General features: G+C 61.5%; 16 protein-coding genes and 1 tRNA gene. 6 read left to right on the forward strand and 11 right to left on the reverse strand.

Annotated features, from left to right (window positions below; translation table 11 throughout):
- The first annotated feature begins 31 nt into the window (after positions 1 to 31).
- Genes panB through P3M64_RS08625 form a run of 3 tightly spaced genes read left to right on the forward strand, consistent with a single transcriptional unit; the run spans position 32 to position 2,228 of the window.
- On the forward strand, positions 32 to 892 hold the full coding sequence (gene panB, locus P3M64_RS08615) for a 3-methyl-2-oxobutanoate hydroxymethyltransferase (protein ID WP_132937721.1): 861 nt from the start codon (positions 32 to 34) through the stop codon (positions 890 to 892).
- A complete protein-coding gene (gene panC, locus P3M64_RS08620) occupies positions 885 to 1,751 on the forward strand; it encodes a pantoate--beta-alanine ligase (protein WP_132937720.1) in 867 nt (288 codons plus the stop codon). Before panB ends, panC begins: the two co-directional genes overlap by 8 nt.
- A 48-nt stretch (positions 1,752 to 1,799) precedes the next feature.
- Positions 1,800 to 2,228: a YqaA family protein gene (locus P3M64_RS08625; protein ID WP_132937719.1), complete on the forward strand. Its 429-nt coding sequence runs from the start codon at positions 1,800 to 1,802 to the stop codon at positions 2,226 to 2,228.
- Positions 2,229 to 2,306: 78 nt separating this feature from the next.
- Here the strand turns inward: P3M64_RS08625 and P3M64_RS08630 are convergent, their stop codons facing one another.
- The 3 genes from P3M64_RS08630 to P3M64_RS08640 form a co-directional block, all read right to left on the reverse strand.
- On the reverse strand, positions 2,307 to 3,569 hold the full coding sequence (locus P3M64_RS08630; protein WP_165886204.1) for an OmpP1/FadL family transporter: 1,263 nt from the start codon (positions 3,567 to 3,569) through the stop codon (positions 2,307 to 2,309).
- Positions 3,570 to 3,928: 359 nt separating this feature from the next.
- On the reverse strand, positions 3,929 to 4,429 hold the full coding sequence (gene gpt, locus P3M64_RS08635) for a xanthine phosphoribosyltransferase (RefSeq protein WP_132937717.1): 501 nt from the start codon (positions 4,427 to 4,429) through the stop codon (positions 3,929 to 3,931).
- 164 nt (positions 4,430 to 4,593) lie between these two features.
- Positions 4,594 to 5,799, reverse strand: coding sequence for a hypothetical protein (locus tag P3M64_RS08640; RefSeq protein ID WP_132937716.1), 1,206 nt, complete (start codon positions 5,797 to 5,799; stop codon positions 4,594 to 4,596).
- 423 nt (positions 5,800 to 6,222) lie between these two features.
- On the opposite strand from P3M64_RS08640, the gene P3M64_RS08645 reads away from it, so the two are divergent.
- Together P3M64_RS08645 and P3M64_RS08650 are read left to right on the forward strand one after the other, a co-directional pair.
- A tRNA-Arg gene (locus P3M64_RS08645) sits at positions 6,223 to 6,299 on the forward strand.
- Between the two features lie 147 nt (positions 6,300 to 6,446).
- Positions 6,447 to 7,376 carry an NAD-dependent epimerase/dehydratase family protein gene (locus tag P3M64_RS08650; protein ID WP_132937715.1) on the forward strand — a complete coding sequence of 310 codons (930 nt, stop codon included), beginning with the start codon at positions 6,447 to 6,449 and terminating at the stop codon, positions 7,374 to 7,376.
- Here P3M64_RS08650 and rfbC read toward each other — a convergent pair.
- The 6 genes from rfbC to P3M64_RS08680 form a co-directional block, all read right to left on the reverse strand.
- A complete protein-coding gene (rfbC, locus tag P3M64_RS08655) occupies positions 7,373 to 7,903 on the reverse strand; it encodes a dTDP-4-dehydrorhamnose 3,5-epimerase (protein ID WP_132937714.1) in 531 nt (176 codons plus the stop codon). The two genes, P3M64_RS08650 and rfbC, sit on opposite strands and share 4 nt — an antisense overlap.
- The gene (locus tag P3M64_RS08660) at positions 7,903 to 9,126 is read right to left on the reverse strand and encodes a class I SAM-dependent methyltransferase (RefSeq protein ID WP_132937713.1); all 1,224 of its coding nucleotides are present in this window, start codon (positions 9,124 to 9,126) and stop codon (positions 7,903 to 7,905) included. Before P3M64_RS08660 ends, rfbC begins: the two co-directional genes overlap by 1 nt.
- Positions 9,123 to 10,187: a CDP-glucose 4,6-dehydratase gene (rfbG, locus tag P3M64_RS08665; protein WP_132937712.1), complete on the reverse strand. Its 1,065-nt coding sequence runs from the start codon at positions 10,185 to 10,187 to the stop codon at positions 9,123 to 9,125. Before rfbG ends, P3M64_RS08660 begins: the two co-directional genes overlap by 4 nt.
- On the reverse strand, positions 10,184 to 11,194 hold the full coding sequence (locus tag P3M64_RS08670) for a glycosyltransferase (RefSeq protein WP_165886203.1): 1,011 nt from the start codon (positions 11,192 to 11,194) through the stop codon (positions 10,184 to 10,186). Before P3M64_RS08670 ends, rfbG begins: the two co-directional genes overlap by 4 nt.
- Positions 11,195 to 11,217: 23 nt before the next feature.
- Positions 11,218 to 11,874 carry a class I SAM-dependent methyltransferase gene (locus P3M64_RS08675; RefSeq protein WP_132937710.1) on the reverse strand — a complete coding sequence of 219 codons (657 nt, stop codon included), beginning with the start codon at positions 11,872 to 11,874 and terminating at the stop codon, positions 11,218 to 11,220.
- Between the two features lie 389 nt (positions 11,875 to 12,263).
- Positions 12,264 to 13,091, reverse strand: a complete 828-nt coding sequence (locus tag P3M64_RS08680) for a hypothetical protein (protein ID WP_132937709.1) — start codon at positions 13,089 to 13,091, stop codon at positions 12,264 to 12,266.
- A 349-nt stretch (positions 13,092 to 13,440) separates the two neighbouring features.
- Here P3M64_RS08680 and P3M64_RS08685 point away from each other — a divergent pair, with 349 nt between their 5' ends.
- Positions 13,441 to 15,252, forward strand: a complete 1,812-nt coding sequence (locus P3M64_RS08685) for an ABC transporter ATP-binding protein (RefSeq protein WP_243644669.1) — start codon at positions 13,441 to 13,443, stop codon at positions 15,250 to 15,252.
- Here the strand turns inward: P3M64_RS08685 and P3M64_RS08690 are convergent.
- Positions 15,224 to 16,390, reverse strand: a complete 1,167-nt coding sequence (locus P3M64_RS08690) for a glycosyltransferase family 4 protein (RefSeq protein ID WP_132937708.1) — start codon at positions 16,388 to 16,390, stop codon at positions 15,224 to 15,226. The genes P3M64_RS08685 and P3M64_RS08690 overlap by 29 nt on opposite strands.
- Positions 16,377 to 17,666: an O-antigen ligase family protein gene (locus tag P3M64_RS08695; RefSeq protein WP_132937707.1), complete on the reverse strand. Its 1,290-nt coding sequence runs from the start codon at positions 17,664 to 17,666 to the stop codon at positions 16,377 to 16,379. The genes P3M64_RS08690 and P3M64_RS08695 overlap by 14 nt, the downstream gene beginning before the upstream one ends.
- Between the last annotated feature and the right edge of the window lie 34 nt (positions 17,667 to 17,700).

Genomic DNA, 17,700 nt, shown 5'->3' on the forward strand with positions numbered 1-17,700 from the left:
TCTAATCTCTAATATGGCTTGGGGATGGAACATGAGCATACACACACCGCCGCCGCCGGGAATCCCCCGAAAAATAACCGTGCCCGACATCGCCGCGCATAAGCGCGCGCACGGCGCGGTCCCGCTGGTCGCCCTGACCGCTTATACCGCGCTAACCGCTAAGCTGTTGGACGATCACGTCGATTTGATTTTGGTCGGCGATTCCCTGGGGATGGTGCTGTACGGCTTCGAAGACACTCTCAGTGTGACCTTGGAGATGATGATCGCCCACGGCCAAGCGGTCATGCGCGGCGCGCGACGCCCCTGCGTGATCGTCGATATGCCGTTCGGATCTTACCAGGAATCCCCGCAGATGGCCTTTCGCAACGCGGCGCGAATCATCAAGGAGGTCGGCTGTGACGGGGTCAAGTTGGAGGGCGGCGTGGAAATGGCCGAAACCATTTCCTATTTGGTCAAACGCGGCATTCCGGTGCTGGCGCATATCGGGCTTATGCCTCAATCGGTTCATATCGCGGGTGGTTTTCGTTCGCGCGGGCGTGAGGCCGCCGAGGCCGAGACCATTTTGCAAGATGCGCACGCCGTCGCCGACGCCGGCGCTTTCGCGGTCGTCGTCGAGGGCACCGTCGAACCCTTGGGACGGCGCATCACCGAAGCCCTATCCATACCGACCATCGGGATCGGGGCCTCGCCGGCATGCGACGGGCAAATTTTGGTGATGGAGGACATCGCCGGGCTTTTCACCGATTTCAAACCGCGCTTCGTTAAGCGCTATCTCGAACTGGGCAAGGGAATTGGCGATGCCGCCAAGGCCTATGCCGAGGACGTCCGCGCCGGACGCTTTCCCACCCTCGAACACTGTTTCGGCATCGAAAAAAGCACGCCCCATGATTGACCCGGCCCTCAGCGTGCACGGGGTGACGGTTCTCCGTTCGGTCAACGATCTACGCCAAACCGTCATGACGTGGCGACACGGCGGTCTGAGTATCGGCTTCGTACCCACCATGGGCGCCCTGCACGAGGGACACATGGCCCTGGTGCGCACCGCCCGCGAGACCTGCGATCGCGTCATCGTCAGCATTTTCGTCAACCCGACCCAGTTTGGCGTCGGCGAAGACTATGCGACCTATCCCCGCGACGAAGCGCGCGATAGCGCCTTGCTTGAGGCCCACGGCGTCCACGCCCTGTACGCCCCTGCGGTCGAAGAGATATACCCCTCGGGGTTCGCCAGCGAAGTCAGCGTCAAAGGGATCAGCGAGGTCCTGGACGGCGAACTGCGCCACGGCCACTTCGACGGCGTCGCGACCGTGGTCACGAAATTGCTCCTGCAGGGATTTCCCGATCGGGCGTTTTTTGGCGAAAAGGATTATCAACAATTGCAAATTATCCGTCGGCTGGTGACGGATCTCAACATTCCCGTCAGTATCGAAGGCGTCGCCACGGTGCGTGAGGCCGACGGCCTGGCGCTGTCGTCACGCAACGCTTATCTGAATGCCGATCAAAGAAAAATCGCCCCGACTTTGCACCGAACCTTGCAAACCATGGCGCAGCGCTTCGCGGACGGTGAAGACAGCAAGGCCCTTTCGACCTGGGCGCGAAGCGTCCTGCTCGACGCCGGCTTCGATGCCGTCGATTATATCGAGGTGCGCGACGCCAAAACCCTCTCCATGATCGAAGACCCCCGGCGCGCGGCCCGCGTCTTGGGCGCGGCGCATTTGGGACGCGCGCGGCTGATCGATAATGTTCCCGTTTAACCGCCCACGGCTCGGCCCCTTGAATGCGCCCCGAAGCGGCACGCCCCCATGATCGATTATGGCGGGCTGTTCCTTGCCGCCTTTCTCGCCGCCACCCTCGTGCCGTTCTCTTCGGAGGCCATCCTCGCCGCAATGTTCGCCGCCGGGCGCTACGATCCGCTCTGGCTGTGGGCCGTCGCCAGCACCGCCAATATCCTCGGAGCGCTCGTCAACTGGGGGCTGGGACGTTACCTGATCCGCTTTCAGGACCGGCGTTGGTTCCCCTTCAAGGCGCGCGAGCGGATCAAGGCCGAGCGCTGGTTCGCCCGTTACGGGGTGTGGTCGCTGCTGCTGTCGTGGGTCCCGGTGACCGGCGATCCGATCACTTTCGCCGCCGGCCTGCTGCGCGTCGAACTGTGGCGCTTTATGATCCTGGTCACTCTCGCCAAGGCGGGACGGTATGCCGTCGTGCTGTTTATCGTCTACGGCGCGACTTAGGAACGCTCGCCTCCCCAACCATGAAGAAAGCCCCCATCAAATATGACGGGGGCTTTCTTCATAAAGCGCGCGAGAAACCTAGAATTTGTAATCCCAGCTGACCTCGAAGTCATTTTGATCCATGCGCAAATCGACGACCTTTCCGCCCAGGTTGGCGTTGGAGCCCCCGGAGATATGCGCCGAGAAGGCATGAACATAGGAAACGTTGATCGTATTACGCGCATCCAAGGCGTATGCGCCGCCAAAGGTCAAGTGGGTGTTAACCGTTGCAGGGGAAAGTATGTTAAACAGTGTTTCCGACGTTTTAAACGGCTTGTCGCTGTGACTGGCCCCCGCGCGTAACGTCAACTGATCGTTGTATTTCCATTGCGCACCCAATTTCAGAACGTTGACGTTCTGCCAGCCGAATCCCATGTCGTTGGATCCACCGAGTTGAGATTTCGCGCCGCTTACCGCAGCATAGTTATGGCTGTTGGTGATGGCTGGAATATCGCCGTAACGGATATGTTGAAAATCCGCGGCGATGGTCACGCTCGGCGTCGCTTTGAAAGCCGCGCCCAAGTTGATGACCGGGGGAATATTGAATTTCCCGTGATCGGCGAACAGCCCAGCGTATTTGCTCAGCTTGGTCATGATCATTTCGGACTGATACGACGCGCCGAGCGTCAACCGGTCGGTCATCTCACCCTGCCAACCGATACGCACGCCATACCCGTAGGAATAGTCATATCCGTTGTTGGTCAGCTTGGTGCTGTCCTCGGAAATTCCGGCGAAGCCCTGCAAACCGTAAGCCTTGAAGCGTTGCGCGGCGAGGGTTGGGGTAATGCCGAAGGTATTTCTGGAATCCAGTTTGCGCGCATAGGTCATGCCCAGCAGAACCTGCGCCAAATCGACGCCGGTCTTGCCGCTACTGCCGGCGAACACGGTGTTCTTGTAGGTGGTGTTCATGCCGCCGTTGGCCGTCAAGGTGAAGCCCAGCGTGTAATCGCCACGGTCGAAATTGACGCCCATGGACGGAATAAGGAAGAGGCGTTTACTGCTTTTATGTTTGCCCACGCCCGTCGCGGAATTGATAAAGCCGCTATCCTGCGCGTCGTAATCGCGGTTCGGGTTGAACAGCGAAACGCCGATATCGACGCGGTTTCCCAAGGCGTACATCCCGGCCGGGTTATTCACCGCCGCCTGGGTATCCAGGCTCATCGCCGAACCCGCGCCGCCCATCGCCTTGGCGGCCGTGCCGTATCCGTTGGGAAGATAACCGTTGGTGGCGAAAGCATTGCCCGTAAGGACAAGCGCCGCCCCACCGGAAAGCAGAGCGAGTTTAAAAAATTTTGAAATCATTTTTGTTCCCCCATGGCCGCGGCAAAATCCCCTGTGGACCACCCCGCGGCTATGCATTTTTAAGTATCCCGGATTTATCTATCCCAGACAAAACCGCCACCGCGCAAAACCTCTTTTGGGCTTTTTCAGGTGAACGGAAAATCAACCACAGCCGAGACGAGACCGGACCGGATATTTAGACAATCTATCGTCCCAGTATCTCTCGGTTCCCTGTTACGGCGCATTTCTGCTGTAATGAGAATAGCATATTCCTTTTTATCGCACCGCGAGTAGTACACGGGTACTACGTGCATGGTTTTTTGTACAAATGTTACATTTTTACAACACGTGAGCGCGATCGGGTCCGGCGCACGCAATCTTTACGATCGCGCCAACGGTGGCGTGTACTGAATATCGGTATCCCAAGGGAAATGCACCCAAGTGTCCTGAGACACGGCGTCCATGAAGGTATCGACCAAGATTTGGCCGGCGGGCTTGACGTAAAGCACGGCATAATGCGCGCCCGGCAAAATCGCGCGCGACTCGCGAATGGTTGTCCCGGTGTCGGTCAAATCGTCGATAACAATCCATCCTTCCCCGACCTGCTCGCCGTCCCTGACATCGGCGATCGCCATATCGGGCTTTTTCAGGATGGAAAGCGCGCCCTGAAGCTGCTCGTCATAACTTGAAATACACAGGGTTTCGATGACATGGACGCCAAGTTCCCGGGCCACGATCGCGGCGGGAACCATGCCGCCGCGCGTCACCGCGATGATGCCTCGCCACGCCCCTTTGCCATGCAATTTGGCGGCAAGGAGTTTCGCGGTCCGGTGGACTTCCGGCCAACTTAAAAGAAGGGTCGGGGCAGAGATTTCAGTCATCGTATCAATCCGTTTGTTTGTGCGTAGACAAAATGCGCCTTGTGCATTGTGGAAACGAAAAAAACCGGGGCTATAGCCACCGGTTTTTAACCGAAACTTCGTCGTCCTCAAAGGCGGCTTGCGCCGGCGCCCAAGAAGAAAGCGCGCCGGGCGACGACGACGGACTAGCGCAAATACAAGCGCACCTCGCTGCTGCGCGCATTATTGTCCGTCTTCGCCGACACCGCGACACGCGCGGGCGACAGGCCCATATCGACCAGGGCGCGCAGGACGTCCTCGGCATGGCGGCGCGCCTTGTTGGCGTTCAACGCCACCCGCGCAGGACCGCCGGCGCTCGGCGTCACCGCGACCAGATCGAAAGCGGCGTCGGGGCGACGTTCGAGCACACGCCCGACGGCGTTATAAAGCGCCTGCTGAAAAGCGACATCGGGGCGATCGAAACGGATCACCACCAGCGGGCGGCGGCCCGTGGTGTCCATCGGTTTGCCCGCGACGGGTCCCGGCCCCTCGGCGGCGCGCGCCACGTTGGACAGGCTCGCGCCATATATTTCACCGGACTTGATGCCCGCCGCCAGGGTGTTGAGGTTCGATCTCTCGCTAGAGACATAGGCGCTCTGGCGACGAATATCGCCGCTGATTTCGGTTAACAACCGCTCGATCAGCACGACGGTCTGGTTGACCTCGTCCTGAAGAACGCGCAATTGCCGATGGTCCTCATCGACGGCCCCGGAAACGCCGAACGCGGCGCGCGTCGATTCCGCCAGATAGGACGACATCGTGGAAACGCCGGAAACCGCCGTCGCCAACTGATTCATCGCCGCCACGTCACCGTTGAGCGCGGCAAGCTGGGTTTGGGCGTCGTTAAATTTTTGCATCAGGATCGGATTGCCCGGCGTGGTGCCCACCTGAAGGCGGGTGTTGATCAGGGCGACGTCCCGATGATAGGCCTGGGCGTTGGCGACCATGCGCGCGCGCAGTTCCTGCAGCTTGGTGTTGTAGGTACCGATCGATTCCTGCATCCGCTTCAATTCGCCGCGCAGTTCCTTGACCTTACGTCCGACGAAGGTGCCGGTATCCTTGCCCGGGGTCACGCCCGGGGGCCGAAAATCGCCGTTCCCCAGTTGCGGTGGCACACTGCCCGCACCGACGCTCGTCGCATCGGGCGTCGCCGGCGCGGAAGGGGCGCCCTGAGCTTGCTGAGCCGCCTGATCCGACGTCGCCTGCGTCTTCTTCTGGGAAGAAGAGGACGCGCTTTGGGTGGTCGGGTCCTCGCCCGTCAACGTCGGCCAAAGCGCCGACTCGGAAAAGGAACAGGCCGGTAACAGTAAAACAGCCCCAACCACGAGCGCCCGATATCTCGACATTACCATTTCGCGCAGATGCCTTTGAATCTAAATAACCCCCGGAACGGACAATCACAGCACATAGTAAACGGTCATCTGAACGGCCATCGAATCATAGCGCACTGCAAGCCCATGAATAATTTGTGCGATCTTACTCAATGGTCACACTATCGACAAGGCCGATTTTCCCACAAGTGACAAGGTTTTATCGTCAATGGCCCCGCAGACGGAGGGAATAGGCCCATGGGCCGGTGTGCGGGCCGCACACGAAAAACCGTCATAAGGGCGTCACGAGGCCGCCGGAGGATATTCACATGAGGAAAAAAGTTTGTCGGCGCGCCATTCAGGCTCTTGCCAACCCCGCCCGTGTTGTGTAGGTTCCGCCCACTTTCGTCATGGGAATTTCAATATCCCAAACAGGGGCAAAATGCTCCCCTCGATGAAGGACATGCGCCCGTAGCTCAACTGGATAGAGCGCCAGACTACGAATCTGGAGGTTGGGAGTTCGAGTCTTCCCGGGCGCACCATTTTTTCTTCCTCGTTTGCGTCGTCGTTCCGGTCCCGCACCATGATTATCCCGTGGCGCGGCTTGGAAGGCTTTGCTCCGGTCTTCGCTATGTTTAAATAGTCTCGCGCAAAACCAAAAACAGCCGAAAACGAAGGACCGCCAGCACATGGGTCCCATCATCATCACCGGCGGCGCCGGTATCGTCGGGCGACACGCCGTCGCCGCCCTGATCGCAATGGGCCACGAGGTTCATGTCCTAACCCGAGCCTTGTCCCGCCGCCAGCCGCCGGAGACGGGAGGGGCCCATTTTCACGCCTGCGACCTGCGCGACCACACCGCCACGGACGCCGTTTTATGCGACATCCGCCCCGAGGTGCTGGTCCATTTCGCCTGGACCACCGCCCACGGAAAATTTTGGTCCGATCCCGCCAATGCCGATTGGCGCGACGCCTCCAAGGCGATGGTGGGCGCGTTTATCCGCCTCGGCGGGCGGCGCGTCGTCGGCGCGGGGACCTGCGCCGAATACGACTGGCGCGCCCCGGCTTTGGCCGACGGTTTGTGCGACGAGGCGGACACGCCACTTACCCCGCACACCCCGTACGGCGCGGCGAAACATCAGTTTCACGACTGGCTTTCCCGCCAGGATGTCGAGAGCGCTTGGGGCCGCTTGTTTTTCCTCTATGGCGCGGGCGAGGATCCGGCGCGTTTCGTCCCTTACGTAATCCGCTCCCTGCTCGGCGGCGCGCCCGCCCTGTGCGCGTCGGGCCGGGCGGTGCGCGACGTCATGGACACCCGCGACGCCGGGCGCGCCTTCGCTCTGCTGGCGACCGGTTCGTTTCGGGGTCCGCTTAATGTCGCCAGCGGCGAAGGTCACGCCCTGGCGGATATCGCACGGCTGATCGCCGCCCGCCTAGAACGCCCCGACTTGGTCCGCCTCGGCGCGCGGCCCGACCGCCCCGACGACCCACCCCGCCTGGTCGCCGATGTCGCCCGCCTGCGCGGTGAGGTCGGCTTTACGCCGACGATCACATTGCAACAGGGCATCGACGACGCCATCGCCGGCTGGCGAACCGCGATCGAAAATGGCGAAGATTAAAAACTAAAATCCGGGTAATCGCGATCACGCGGCGCGATCACGGCGGGGGCGATCGGCCACGCGATGGCGAAGGCGGGATCGTCCCAGCGCACGCCCTGAGCCAGCGCCGGTTCGTAATATTCCCCCATCAGATAGAGCACCTCGGTATCGTCCCTAAGGCTGAGGAAGCCATGGGCGCAGCCCGGCGGGACGAACAGGGCGCGGCGGTTTTGCGCCGAAAGTTCGACCCCGAACCAGTCCCGGAAGGTCGGCGAAGCGGGCCTGAGGTCCACCGCGACGTCGAAAATCGCCCCCCGTACGCACTGCACCAATTTCGGGTCGGGCCGGGGGACGCCTTGAAAATGCAAGCCGCGCAGCGTTCCGCGCCGTTTGTTGACCGACAGATTGGTCTGCGCCACGGTCAGGTCGATCCCGGCGGCCTCGAACTCCCGCCGACAGTAGGTGCGGGCGAAAAACCCCCGGTCGTCGCCATGGGAATCGATATCGACCGTGCGCACCCCGCCGATCGGGGTCTTGTCGATACGCATCAAAAGACCTCGATATCGGGGATCGCGACCACGAAGCGCCCACCCCAGTCGCGGATGAAGGCGATCTGTTCGGTAATTTCACCGCGCAGGTTCCAGGGCAGGATCAGCACGTAATCGGGACGCGCCGCGGACAATTTTTCCGGCGCCGCGATCGGGATTTTACTGCCCGGCAGGAAGCGCCCCTGTTTGGCCGGATTAAGATCGACGACGAAGGCGATATCGTCCGGCCCCACGGCGCAATAATTCAACAAGGTATTGCCCTTGGCCGCCGCGCCGTAGGCGGCGACGGTCTTGCCCCGGGCGTGCGCTTCGGCCAGGAAGGCCTTCAACCCATCGCGCACGGCGCGGACCCGGGCGTCGAAATCGGTATAGGTGGCCAAGTCGTCCAATCCCGCCTCCGCCTCCCGGCGGCGCATCTCGGCCAGCCCCGGACAGGGACGATGGACGGCCCCCTCGTGGCAGGCGTAGATGCGCAGCGAGCCGCCGTGGGTCGGCAACGCTTCGACATCGAACACCCGCAACCCGGCGGCGGCGAAAACGCGCTCGACGCTCATCAGCGACAGATAGGAATAATGTTCGTGATAGATGGTGTCGAACTGGACCTGCGCGATCAGGTTCAACAGGTGGGGAAATTCCACCGTCACCACGCCGTCGTCGTTGAGCAAGGTGGCCAGACCGCGGACAAAATCGGTGATATCGGGAACATGGGCCAGAACATTGTTCGCGGCGATGATGTCGGCGCCGTGTCCTTCACGGCGCAACTGGGCGGCGGTGGCGGCGCCGAAGAACAGCACCTCGGTGGGGATCCCCTTGTGCGCGGCGGCGTTGGCCACGCTCAAGGACGGCTCCACCCCCAGCACCCCGATCCCCGCCTTCAGAAAGTGTTGCAGCAGGTAACCGTCATTGCTGGCGACCTCGACCACCTTGGAGCCGGGACCCAGGGCGAAGCGCGCCGTGACCGCTTCCTGATAGGCCTTGGCGTGGGCGACCCAACTCGACGAATAGGATGAAAAATAGGCGTAATCGCTGGAAAATATTTCATCTGCGGGGACCACCTCATCGAGCTGCGCCAAAAAACATTGCCCGCAGATCATCGCGCGCAGAGGATAGGTTTTTTCCGCCGCTGCGGGATCATCGACATAGCTGTTGGATGGCGGCTGGCGGCCCAGATCGACCAGGGCATGGCGCAGCGGCGCGCCACAAAATCGGCAAGAGGTGGTCATGGCGCAGCGCCCCCATCCCAATAGCTGTGAATTTGATCCATGGTTTCCCGGACGACATCCGCCCCGGCGTTGAAGGCTCGGTACCACTGCGCGGTCAGGCCGACGCTTTGCGCCAACGACAGGCGCGGCCGCCAGCCCAGCGCGGCGGCGGCCCTGGCGGCGTCAACCGCAAGCGCTGTTTTTTCCTTCAGGTCGGACGGCGCGACGCGGGGGACATGGCGCGAACCCAAGGCCGCCAACATGCGCGCGCTGATCGCCTCGACGGTGTAGGTATCGTCCGACAAGGGACCGAAATTGAGCGCCCGGGGCGTCGCCGGGTCGCGGGCCAGGGCCTCGATATACATCAGGTACCCCGCCGTCAGGTCGAGCACGTGCTGCCACGGGCGCGTCGCCTTAGGATAGCGCAGGGTCAACGCGCGGTCATCCTTTTCGGCGCGCCAGATATCGGGGATCAGGCGGTCTTCGGAAAAGTCGCCGCCGCCGATCACGTTGCCCGCCCGCGCGGTGGCGACGGTGACGCCCTTTTCGGCGAAAAAGCTCGACGCCCACGATTGCGCGACGATCTCCTGCGCCGCCTTGGAGGCCGAGTAGGGGTCGTCGCCGCCGAGCGGCGCATCCTCACCGAAAGCCGCGCCGCGCTCGTCGTTGCGATAGACCTTGTCGCTGGTGATCACCAGGACGGTCTTTAGGGACGGCGCCGCACGCAGAGCCTGAAGCAGGTTGGCCGTACCCAACACGTTGGTGTGCACGGTCTGCAGCGGCTCGCGATAGGATCGGCGCACCAGCGCCTGCGCCGCCATGTGGATGACGATTTCGGGATCGGCGTCCTGCACCGCGGCGGCCACCGCCCCACCGTCGCGGATGTCGCCGATGTGGGAGGTTACGCCCCCGTGGCCATCCAACAGGGCGAACAGGGACGGCGTGGTTTCCGGGGTCAGGGAAAAACCGGTGACCTTGGCCCCCAGGTCGGCCAGACACAACCCGGCCCAGCTTCCCTTAAACCCGGTATGGCCGGTCAATAGGACTCGCTTGTTTTCCCAGAAATTACGATCAATGGTCATTGTCCATCCTCTCTCGGCGCCCCCATGCGCGCCTTATCCGCCGCCCGCAGCCGCGCCCCGTGACGCGACGACGCCAGCCCCAAAAGATACGCCGCCGCCCCGGCGAGGCGCGCACCGTCGCGCAGCGCCTTGGCGCGGTTCAAAATGAGGGCGTAGCCAAGCGCCTTGGGTCCGTGGCGCGCCATCGCCCTCAGCGCCAGTGCGGCGGCACGGGCCTTGCCGCGATACTTGGCCTCGAAGTAAAATCGCGACCACGATATATGATAAAATTTTTCGACATGGGGCCACCAACCGCCGCCGATGGACCCGCCGCCGATATGCTCCGCCCGGGCCGTGGGATCGAAAATGACCGTGTGGTCGCGCGCGCGTAGGCGCATGCACATATCGTCGTCCTCGTAATATAAAAAGATCGCGGGATCGAAAAAGCCGATTTCACGCATCGCCGTCATGCGCACCAGATTGACCGCGCCGGAAACCACCCAGGTGCAGAACGGCCCCTCGGGAACCGGCTCGTCCGCGCGACCCCGAGGCATTTTTTCCCGTCGGTGCACGGCGGCGTCGAACGATTTGTCGATGGACCCGTCCGGGGCCACCAGCGCGGGGGCGATCACGGCCGCTCGGGGGTCGTTTTCGGCGTCTTCGACCAACCGTTCGAGGGCGTCGCCGATGAGAATCGAATCGGGGTTCAACAACAGGGCGAACGGGGTTTTCACGCGCGCCAGCCCCATCGAGGCGGCGTTTCCGTAGCCGACTCCACGGACGTTGCGCACCAGTGTCGCGTGCGGCGCGACACGGGCGACCACGTCCGGAGTGTCGTCCCTGCTGGCGTTGTCGATGACGACGATGTGCGGAGCATGGCCGATCGCCTCCAGGCACGCGGCGATGACCGCCCCGCTGTTGTGAGTGACGACGACGACCGTTGTTTTCCGCCATGACGTGGACGGGGCCCGGCGATCATGGGTAGACCGACAGTGCGGACCGTTCGGGTCTTTTACGCGTTCCGCCAAAGCGCGCGGCCTTCCTGCTGTCGTTAACCGAAAATTTGTGACCACCACGACCTCTTCGGGCCGCGAACGGCGAGATAGCGCCAGACCGAAATCCCGAAATGGCGGTCGAAATTCCGCACCAGTTCAAAATCCGGATCGGCGCACAATTCATCGAAAACCTTCTTGCAGTCCGCGACGGCCAGGGTGTCGTGCAAAACATAAATCGCACCCTTTTTGGTCACGGTTTTCGCCAGGTCGATGTCCTGCTTCAACCCCTTATAGCTGTGGTCGCCGTCGATGAAGGTAAAGTCCACCTGACCGGCATAACCCTCGATGGCCTCGCGCACGCTTTTTTTGTGGGAATCCTCGATCAGCTCAAGGACGATTTCGGTCTTAACCGTCTTTTTGATGCGGTCCCAGTGCGGGAATTTCGGATGCTCGCCGATATCGACCACGATCGTTTTATCGACCCGGTAGTAATCGCGCAGAAATTTTGTCTGTCCACCCGAGGCGATGCCAATATCCAGCGCCAGCTTAGCCGGAGGAACCTCGGTCGCCATGAAATGAACGAACTGGGAATATTCCTCGGGGTCTTGTTGAAGATGTAGACCGTCCGCTTTTTCGGGGAATCCGAAAACCTCGCCATGGTCGGATCCCGCTTCGATGACGGCCTGTTTGATGTCTGCTTGCGTAAGGGACAACGCGCGCTCCTCGCGGTGAGTTAAGGTCAACGTCCTGACCCCAGGGTCAGGACTTATTCATCTGATGCGTCTGGTTTGTGAAAAATGTCACAAGCCTAGGAGAAGACTTGCCGGAAGTGCCGTTCACTTTCAAAAGTCTTCGACGACGTTCCTGGGGCAGTTTTCACAAATCCCTGCGGGACGGGATGAATTTAAGCGCGGATGTCGTTGAAAAACCCTTGCAATGAGGGCCATTGCGGCGGGCCCTCCGCCTAACCCACACTTAAATTCATCTCCGCCAGACGCATTAGATTAAGAGGTCCTGACCCTAGTTACACGTCCGTGAATTGAAAAACAACGCTTAGCCGTCCTTTTATGAAGATTGGCTCCGACCCGAGGCGATTTATCTACTATCCGCCTTGGCGAAGCGCCCGCCGCCATTTTTTAAATCTCCGCGCGAGTCCCCTCTTTTTATGGGGATCGGGTCCCGCGTCCTCGGAAGACCATGCTAAATTGCGCAACCATACCTGCGTTTCGGGATCGGCCGCGTCATAGGCCTCCGTGCGGTTATCGCCGATCAATAATTTTTCCTGTCCGGCGTTGCGAAAAATGGGCGGACCGGACCATGCCTCCTTGGCGAAAATTTCCCCATCTCGATCGACGACATAAGGCTCCAATCCCCGTTTCAAAATTTGCCGCGTGACGCCGTTGGGGCCCGCCTCGAATAAGTTAGCGTCTCTCTTTTCGTTCATCGGCCAGGTTTCGAGATCCAAGAAAAGGGCTCTCGAAATTAAAAATCCCGTCGTGCGTATATGATAATTTGGAAACGGCGTTTCCGGGCCGATCGGCTCCCAACTCCCGCTCGCCCCGACGATGCCGGCGTTCGACCGCCGCTCGAAAACCGCATTCAATTTATGCAGCCAATTGGACGCGAGAATGACACTGTATGTGTTCAAAAAGCAAAAGCGATCGTATCTGCATTGGCGGGCGACCTCCAAATACGATCCCAAGTCGAAACCGCGGTCATCGACATCCATCGACACATGGGGAAGGCCGGAAAGGCGCGCCGCGTACGGCGCTTTGTCCGGCCCCTCGAATCCCTTGAAGACAACCACTAAATCATGGACGCGCGGCTCTTTCATGCGGCGGTACGATTCCAAGAATCTGTCCAGAAAAGCGGCCTCGCCGCCCTTGCGCAGCAGGTACACGACGGCGAGAGACGGGTTCTCAGCGGCCATGGGGCGCAGCCTCCCCCCGGCGCGGCGGAAAAATGAACCCCGCCCCGAGTAATATCGCTTTTGCGCTCATTGACCCCCGCCTTCCAAGCCCCGACGACCGATTCCGGCCCCTGGGGGTCCTTGCCCCGAATCGCCTCGTGCGCCCTATCATGACCCGAATTTATGACAGAGGCCGGCGGTTTTGTCATGTTCCGTCGTCCCTTCGTGTCGTCCCCATTCGCATCTTTCGGTTTCGCGCGCGCGCCGGTAATGGTACGACAAGGGCCGGTCATATAAATATTTCTCGGCGCGCACCAACCTTGCGCCGCTACGATCGTTCCGCCGACTTTATGTGCGAGGAAAAATATCGGTGTTTAAACCTTCCGCCCAAACCGCGACCTGGCCCTTGGTCCATCGCCTGTTTCGCGAGGCGATCCGACCCTACCTGGGACGGATCATGCTGGCGCTGGCGTTCATGGCCATCGCCGCGGCCTGTCAAGGCCTTACCGCATGGCTTATGGAACCGGTGGTCGATGACGTCTTCACCCACGGCGATCAAACCAAACTGTGGTGGGTCGCCGGCGCGGTGCTGGCGACGTTCTTCACCAAGGGCAGCGCCGAATTCGCCCAGGCCGCGCTGATGAACCACGTCGGCCTGCGCACCATCGCCGATCTGCAATGCCGCCTGTTCGCCCACTTGATGACCCTGGACGTGCCGTTTTTCAACGTCACCTCGCCGGGCAGCCTGGTGTCGCGCTTCATGGTCGATATCAGCATGATGCGCCAGGCCATCGCCAGCGCCATCACCGGCATCGGCAAGGATACCCTCAGCGTGATCGCCCTAGTCGGCGTGATGTTTTACCAAGATTGGATTCTGGCGCTGGCGTCGTTCATTGTTTTCCCGATTGCGATTTATCCGATTTCGCGCCTCGGCAAGCGGATGCGCAAGGTGACGGTCAACACCCAGGAACAACTGGGCACCTTGAACATGGTGCTGGAACAAAGTTTCCACGGCAACCGGATGGTCAAGTCCTTCGCCATGGAGGATTACGAAACCGCCAAGGTGCGCACCTTGACCGAGCGGATTTATCACCTCACCCAGAAGGCGGCGATCACCCGGGCGCTGTCCAGCCCGGTGATGGAGACCCTGGGCGGCGTCGCCGTCGCCGTGGTGATTATCTACGGCGGGTACCGGGTGATTTCCCATGAAACCACGGCGGGCGCGTTCTTTTCCTTCATCACCGCGTTGATGATGGCCTACCGCCCCCTGAAGGCGCTGGCCAACTTGAACACCACCTTGCAGGAAGGCTTGGCCGGGGCGCAGCGCCTGTTCGTGCTGCTCGACCGCCGGGCGGCGATCGTCGAAAAGCCGGACGCCGTGACTTTGGAGAACTGCCGCGGCGACGTGGCGTTCGATCATGTCGCCTTCCATTATGTACCCGAAACGCCGGCGTTGGAAAACGTGTCGATCGCCATCCCCCAGGGTAAAACGGTCGCCCTGGTCGGCCCGTCCGGGGCGGGCAAGACGACGATCTTGAACCTTATTCCCCGTTTCTTCGACGTGACGGGCGGCGCGGTGCGCATCGACGGCCACGACGTGCGCGACCTTAGCTTCGCCTCACTGCGCGCGGCGATCGCCTTCGTTAGCCAAGATATCGTCCTGTTCGACGACACGGTGCGCGCCAACATCGCTTTCGGACGCCCCGGGGCGTCCGAACGGGAGATCGAGGACGCCGCCCGTCACGCCGGAGCCTTCGATTTCATCCAGGCGTTGCCCGAAGGCTTCGAGACCCCCGTCGGGCAACGCGGCATGAACCTGTCGGGTGGACAACGCCAGCGCATCGCCATCGCCCGCGCCATCTTGAAAGACGCCCCGATTTTACTGCTCGACGAGGCGACCAGTGCGCTCGACACCGAATCCGAACGCCACGTCCAGGGCGCCCTGGAACACTTGATGAAAAATCGCACCACGGTGGTGATCGCCCACCGCCTATCGACCATCGTCAACGCCGACATCATTTACGTCATCAATGACGGAACCATCGTCGAGCAGGGATCGCATCGGGAATTACTCGCCAAAGGGCGCTATTACGCCGGGGTCTATCACCAGCAGTTTTCCCGCCAAGGTGAAAGCGATGCGATGGCGGCGCCGATTACGCCGCCGATTGCACCAACGTCTTGATGTAGTCGCCAAACTGGGCGGCGATGATCGGCGCGGCGAAACGCGCCTCGACGATGGCGCGGGCCTCGCGCCCCATGCGTCGGCGCGCCGCCGGGTCCGCGGCCAACCGTTCAATGGCGTCGGCCAGCGCCGCAACGTCGCGCACCGGCGCCAAAAATCCGTTGACGCCGTCACGAACGACGTCGTGGCACCCCGCGACATCGGTGGTAACGGACGGGCGGGCGCACGCGCCGGCTTCGAGCAGGCTCTTGGGCAACCCTTCGCGATACGACGGCAACACCGCGATATCGGCGTCCGCCCACTGCCGGGCGATATCGGCGCGCGGTCCCAACCAATCGATCAGGCCTTCATCGCGCCAGCGTTCAAGATCGCCCGCGGCAACGCTTTGCGGGTTGGCGGGGTCGGGCGCGCCGATCAGGCGGACCCGCACCGCGGGCGCGCGCACGGCGAGAATGCGCGCCGCCGCGATCAATTCGCCGACACCCTTGTCCCATAACATCCGTCCGACATAAAGGGCGACCACGGGGCGTTCCTTCTGCGTTTCGGTTTCCTCGGGCGGAACGGGATAGGCGTCAAGGTCGATACCCGAGCCGGCGATAATCACCGTGCGCGCCGACGTGCCTATTTTTAACCGATCGTTTAAAAATTCTCGATCATCTTCGTTTTGCACCAAAATGCGCGCCTGCCCGCCGCGCAGCAGAAGGCGCAGGGCGGCGACGATGAAAAAACGCAAAATACGCGCCTTCGGGTCGGAACCGATAAAGACGTACCCCAACCCGGTGAACGCCGCAATCAACGTCGCGCGGCGATGGAACAAGCGGGCGATCGCCCCATAAACGATCGCCTTAACGCCACCGGCGTAGACCACCGTCGGCGTGACGCGGCGAAATATCCGCACCAGATCACCGATCGCCGTCGCTTCGCGCAGTGGATTTAGGCTTTTGCGTGCGATCTTCCAGGGCAAGGCCGCGAAGCCGTGTTTGGCGATCTCGCCGCCGTGTCCGGTGTCCCCGCTGGCCACCGCGACGGCGAAGCCCGCCCGGCGCGCGCCCTCGGCCATCGGCAGGCGATGGCGCAAAAAGGCGGTATCCTCGGTGGCGAGGAAAAGAATTGACGGCGTGGGTTTATCCACCGCCATGATCCGGATCTCCGCTTTGCGGGGCGGCGGCGACAAGCGCCAGCAACAAGAAATAGGACAGCTGCCACCACGACGACCAGAACGAAAAGTTAAACAAACCGGTTGACCAAAAAACCGCCGATACCGCCCCGATGGTCAAGGCCCGGGTCCGCCGTTTAACGATCGCCTCTTTAAATATCCACACGCCGTGACGAACCAAAACCGACAGGACGGCAAAAAGCCCAACGATGCCGGTTTCGGCGGAAATTTCCAACAACCAACTATGGGGGTGAGACGGCACATAGGCATAACCGATGCCGGGGATAAGATCGCTCGCCCCGGGCAGGCGGTTGACGACATCGAGCCCCTGGCCGAACCACGGCGCGGCGAGGAATTTGGTAAACACAAACTGCCAGATGTGCTGCCTGTGCACGTCGATCAGCCACGGCGGCGCCCAATAGCTATGTAGCATTACATTGGCGGCGCGCGCAGCGGGAGAATAGGACGGCAACACCAAATATTCCCAACGCAACCCCAACGCCAAAAGGCCGAGCCCCGCGATGACGATAAGGCCGACGAAAAAGAGCAACGGCCCCCGTCGTTTCCGCCACACCACATAAGCGACGACCAACGCCGCCATCGCCAATAGCCCGACGAAGCTGGACCGGCTTTCGCTGGTGACGATGACATCCAGGTTAAGCAGGACGTCAAGCACCGCAACCGCGCGCCACAGCCCGCCCAACCGCCAGCCCGCCCAGATCGTCACCGGGATGACGCAGGCCGCCACCGAGGCGTAGCCCTTGAGCGAATTGCTGACGACGAAACTGCCCGGCGCACGTCCCTTAAGCAGTGCGATCGGAACATCGAAGCCGCGCATGCCGAGCGCCGCCAGCACCAGCATCACCGTGAACGCCGCTAAAAAAATCATTAGGGCGCGCCGATAGCGCGCCGCATCCCGGTTTAAAAATGCCCATAAAATGACGACGCCGCCGGCGAACACGATCATCCGTCCCCAGGTAACGACGGAAAACGACGGCTCGTACGACAGCGCCACGCTGGGAATCCAGGCGATCAAGACCGCCATCACGGAAAATCCCATGGGGGTCGCGAGGGCGTCCTTGGCCGCGACCAGCACCGCCTTGCGCCCCTCGCCGACGGCCAGCACGGCGATCAAGGCCAGCGCGATCGCGCCTTGAAACGTCGCCACCCCGGAAATCAACAGGGGCAGAGATAAACCGATCAGGGTCGCGGCGAACAGGGGGGGGGTAAAAAAGGCGCGAACGCGAAGAGGTTGCACTGAAGTGAGTATCCCGCCAAAGCACTTATCGAGA

This window comes from Varunaivibrio sulfuroxidans (assembly GCF_029318635.1).
Taxonomy (GTDB): Bacteria; Pseudomonadota; Alphaproteobacteria; order Rhodospirillales; family Magnetovibrionaceae; genus Varunaivibrio; species Varunaivibrio sulfuroxidans.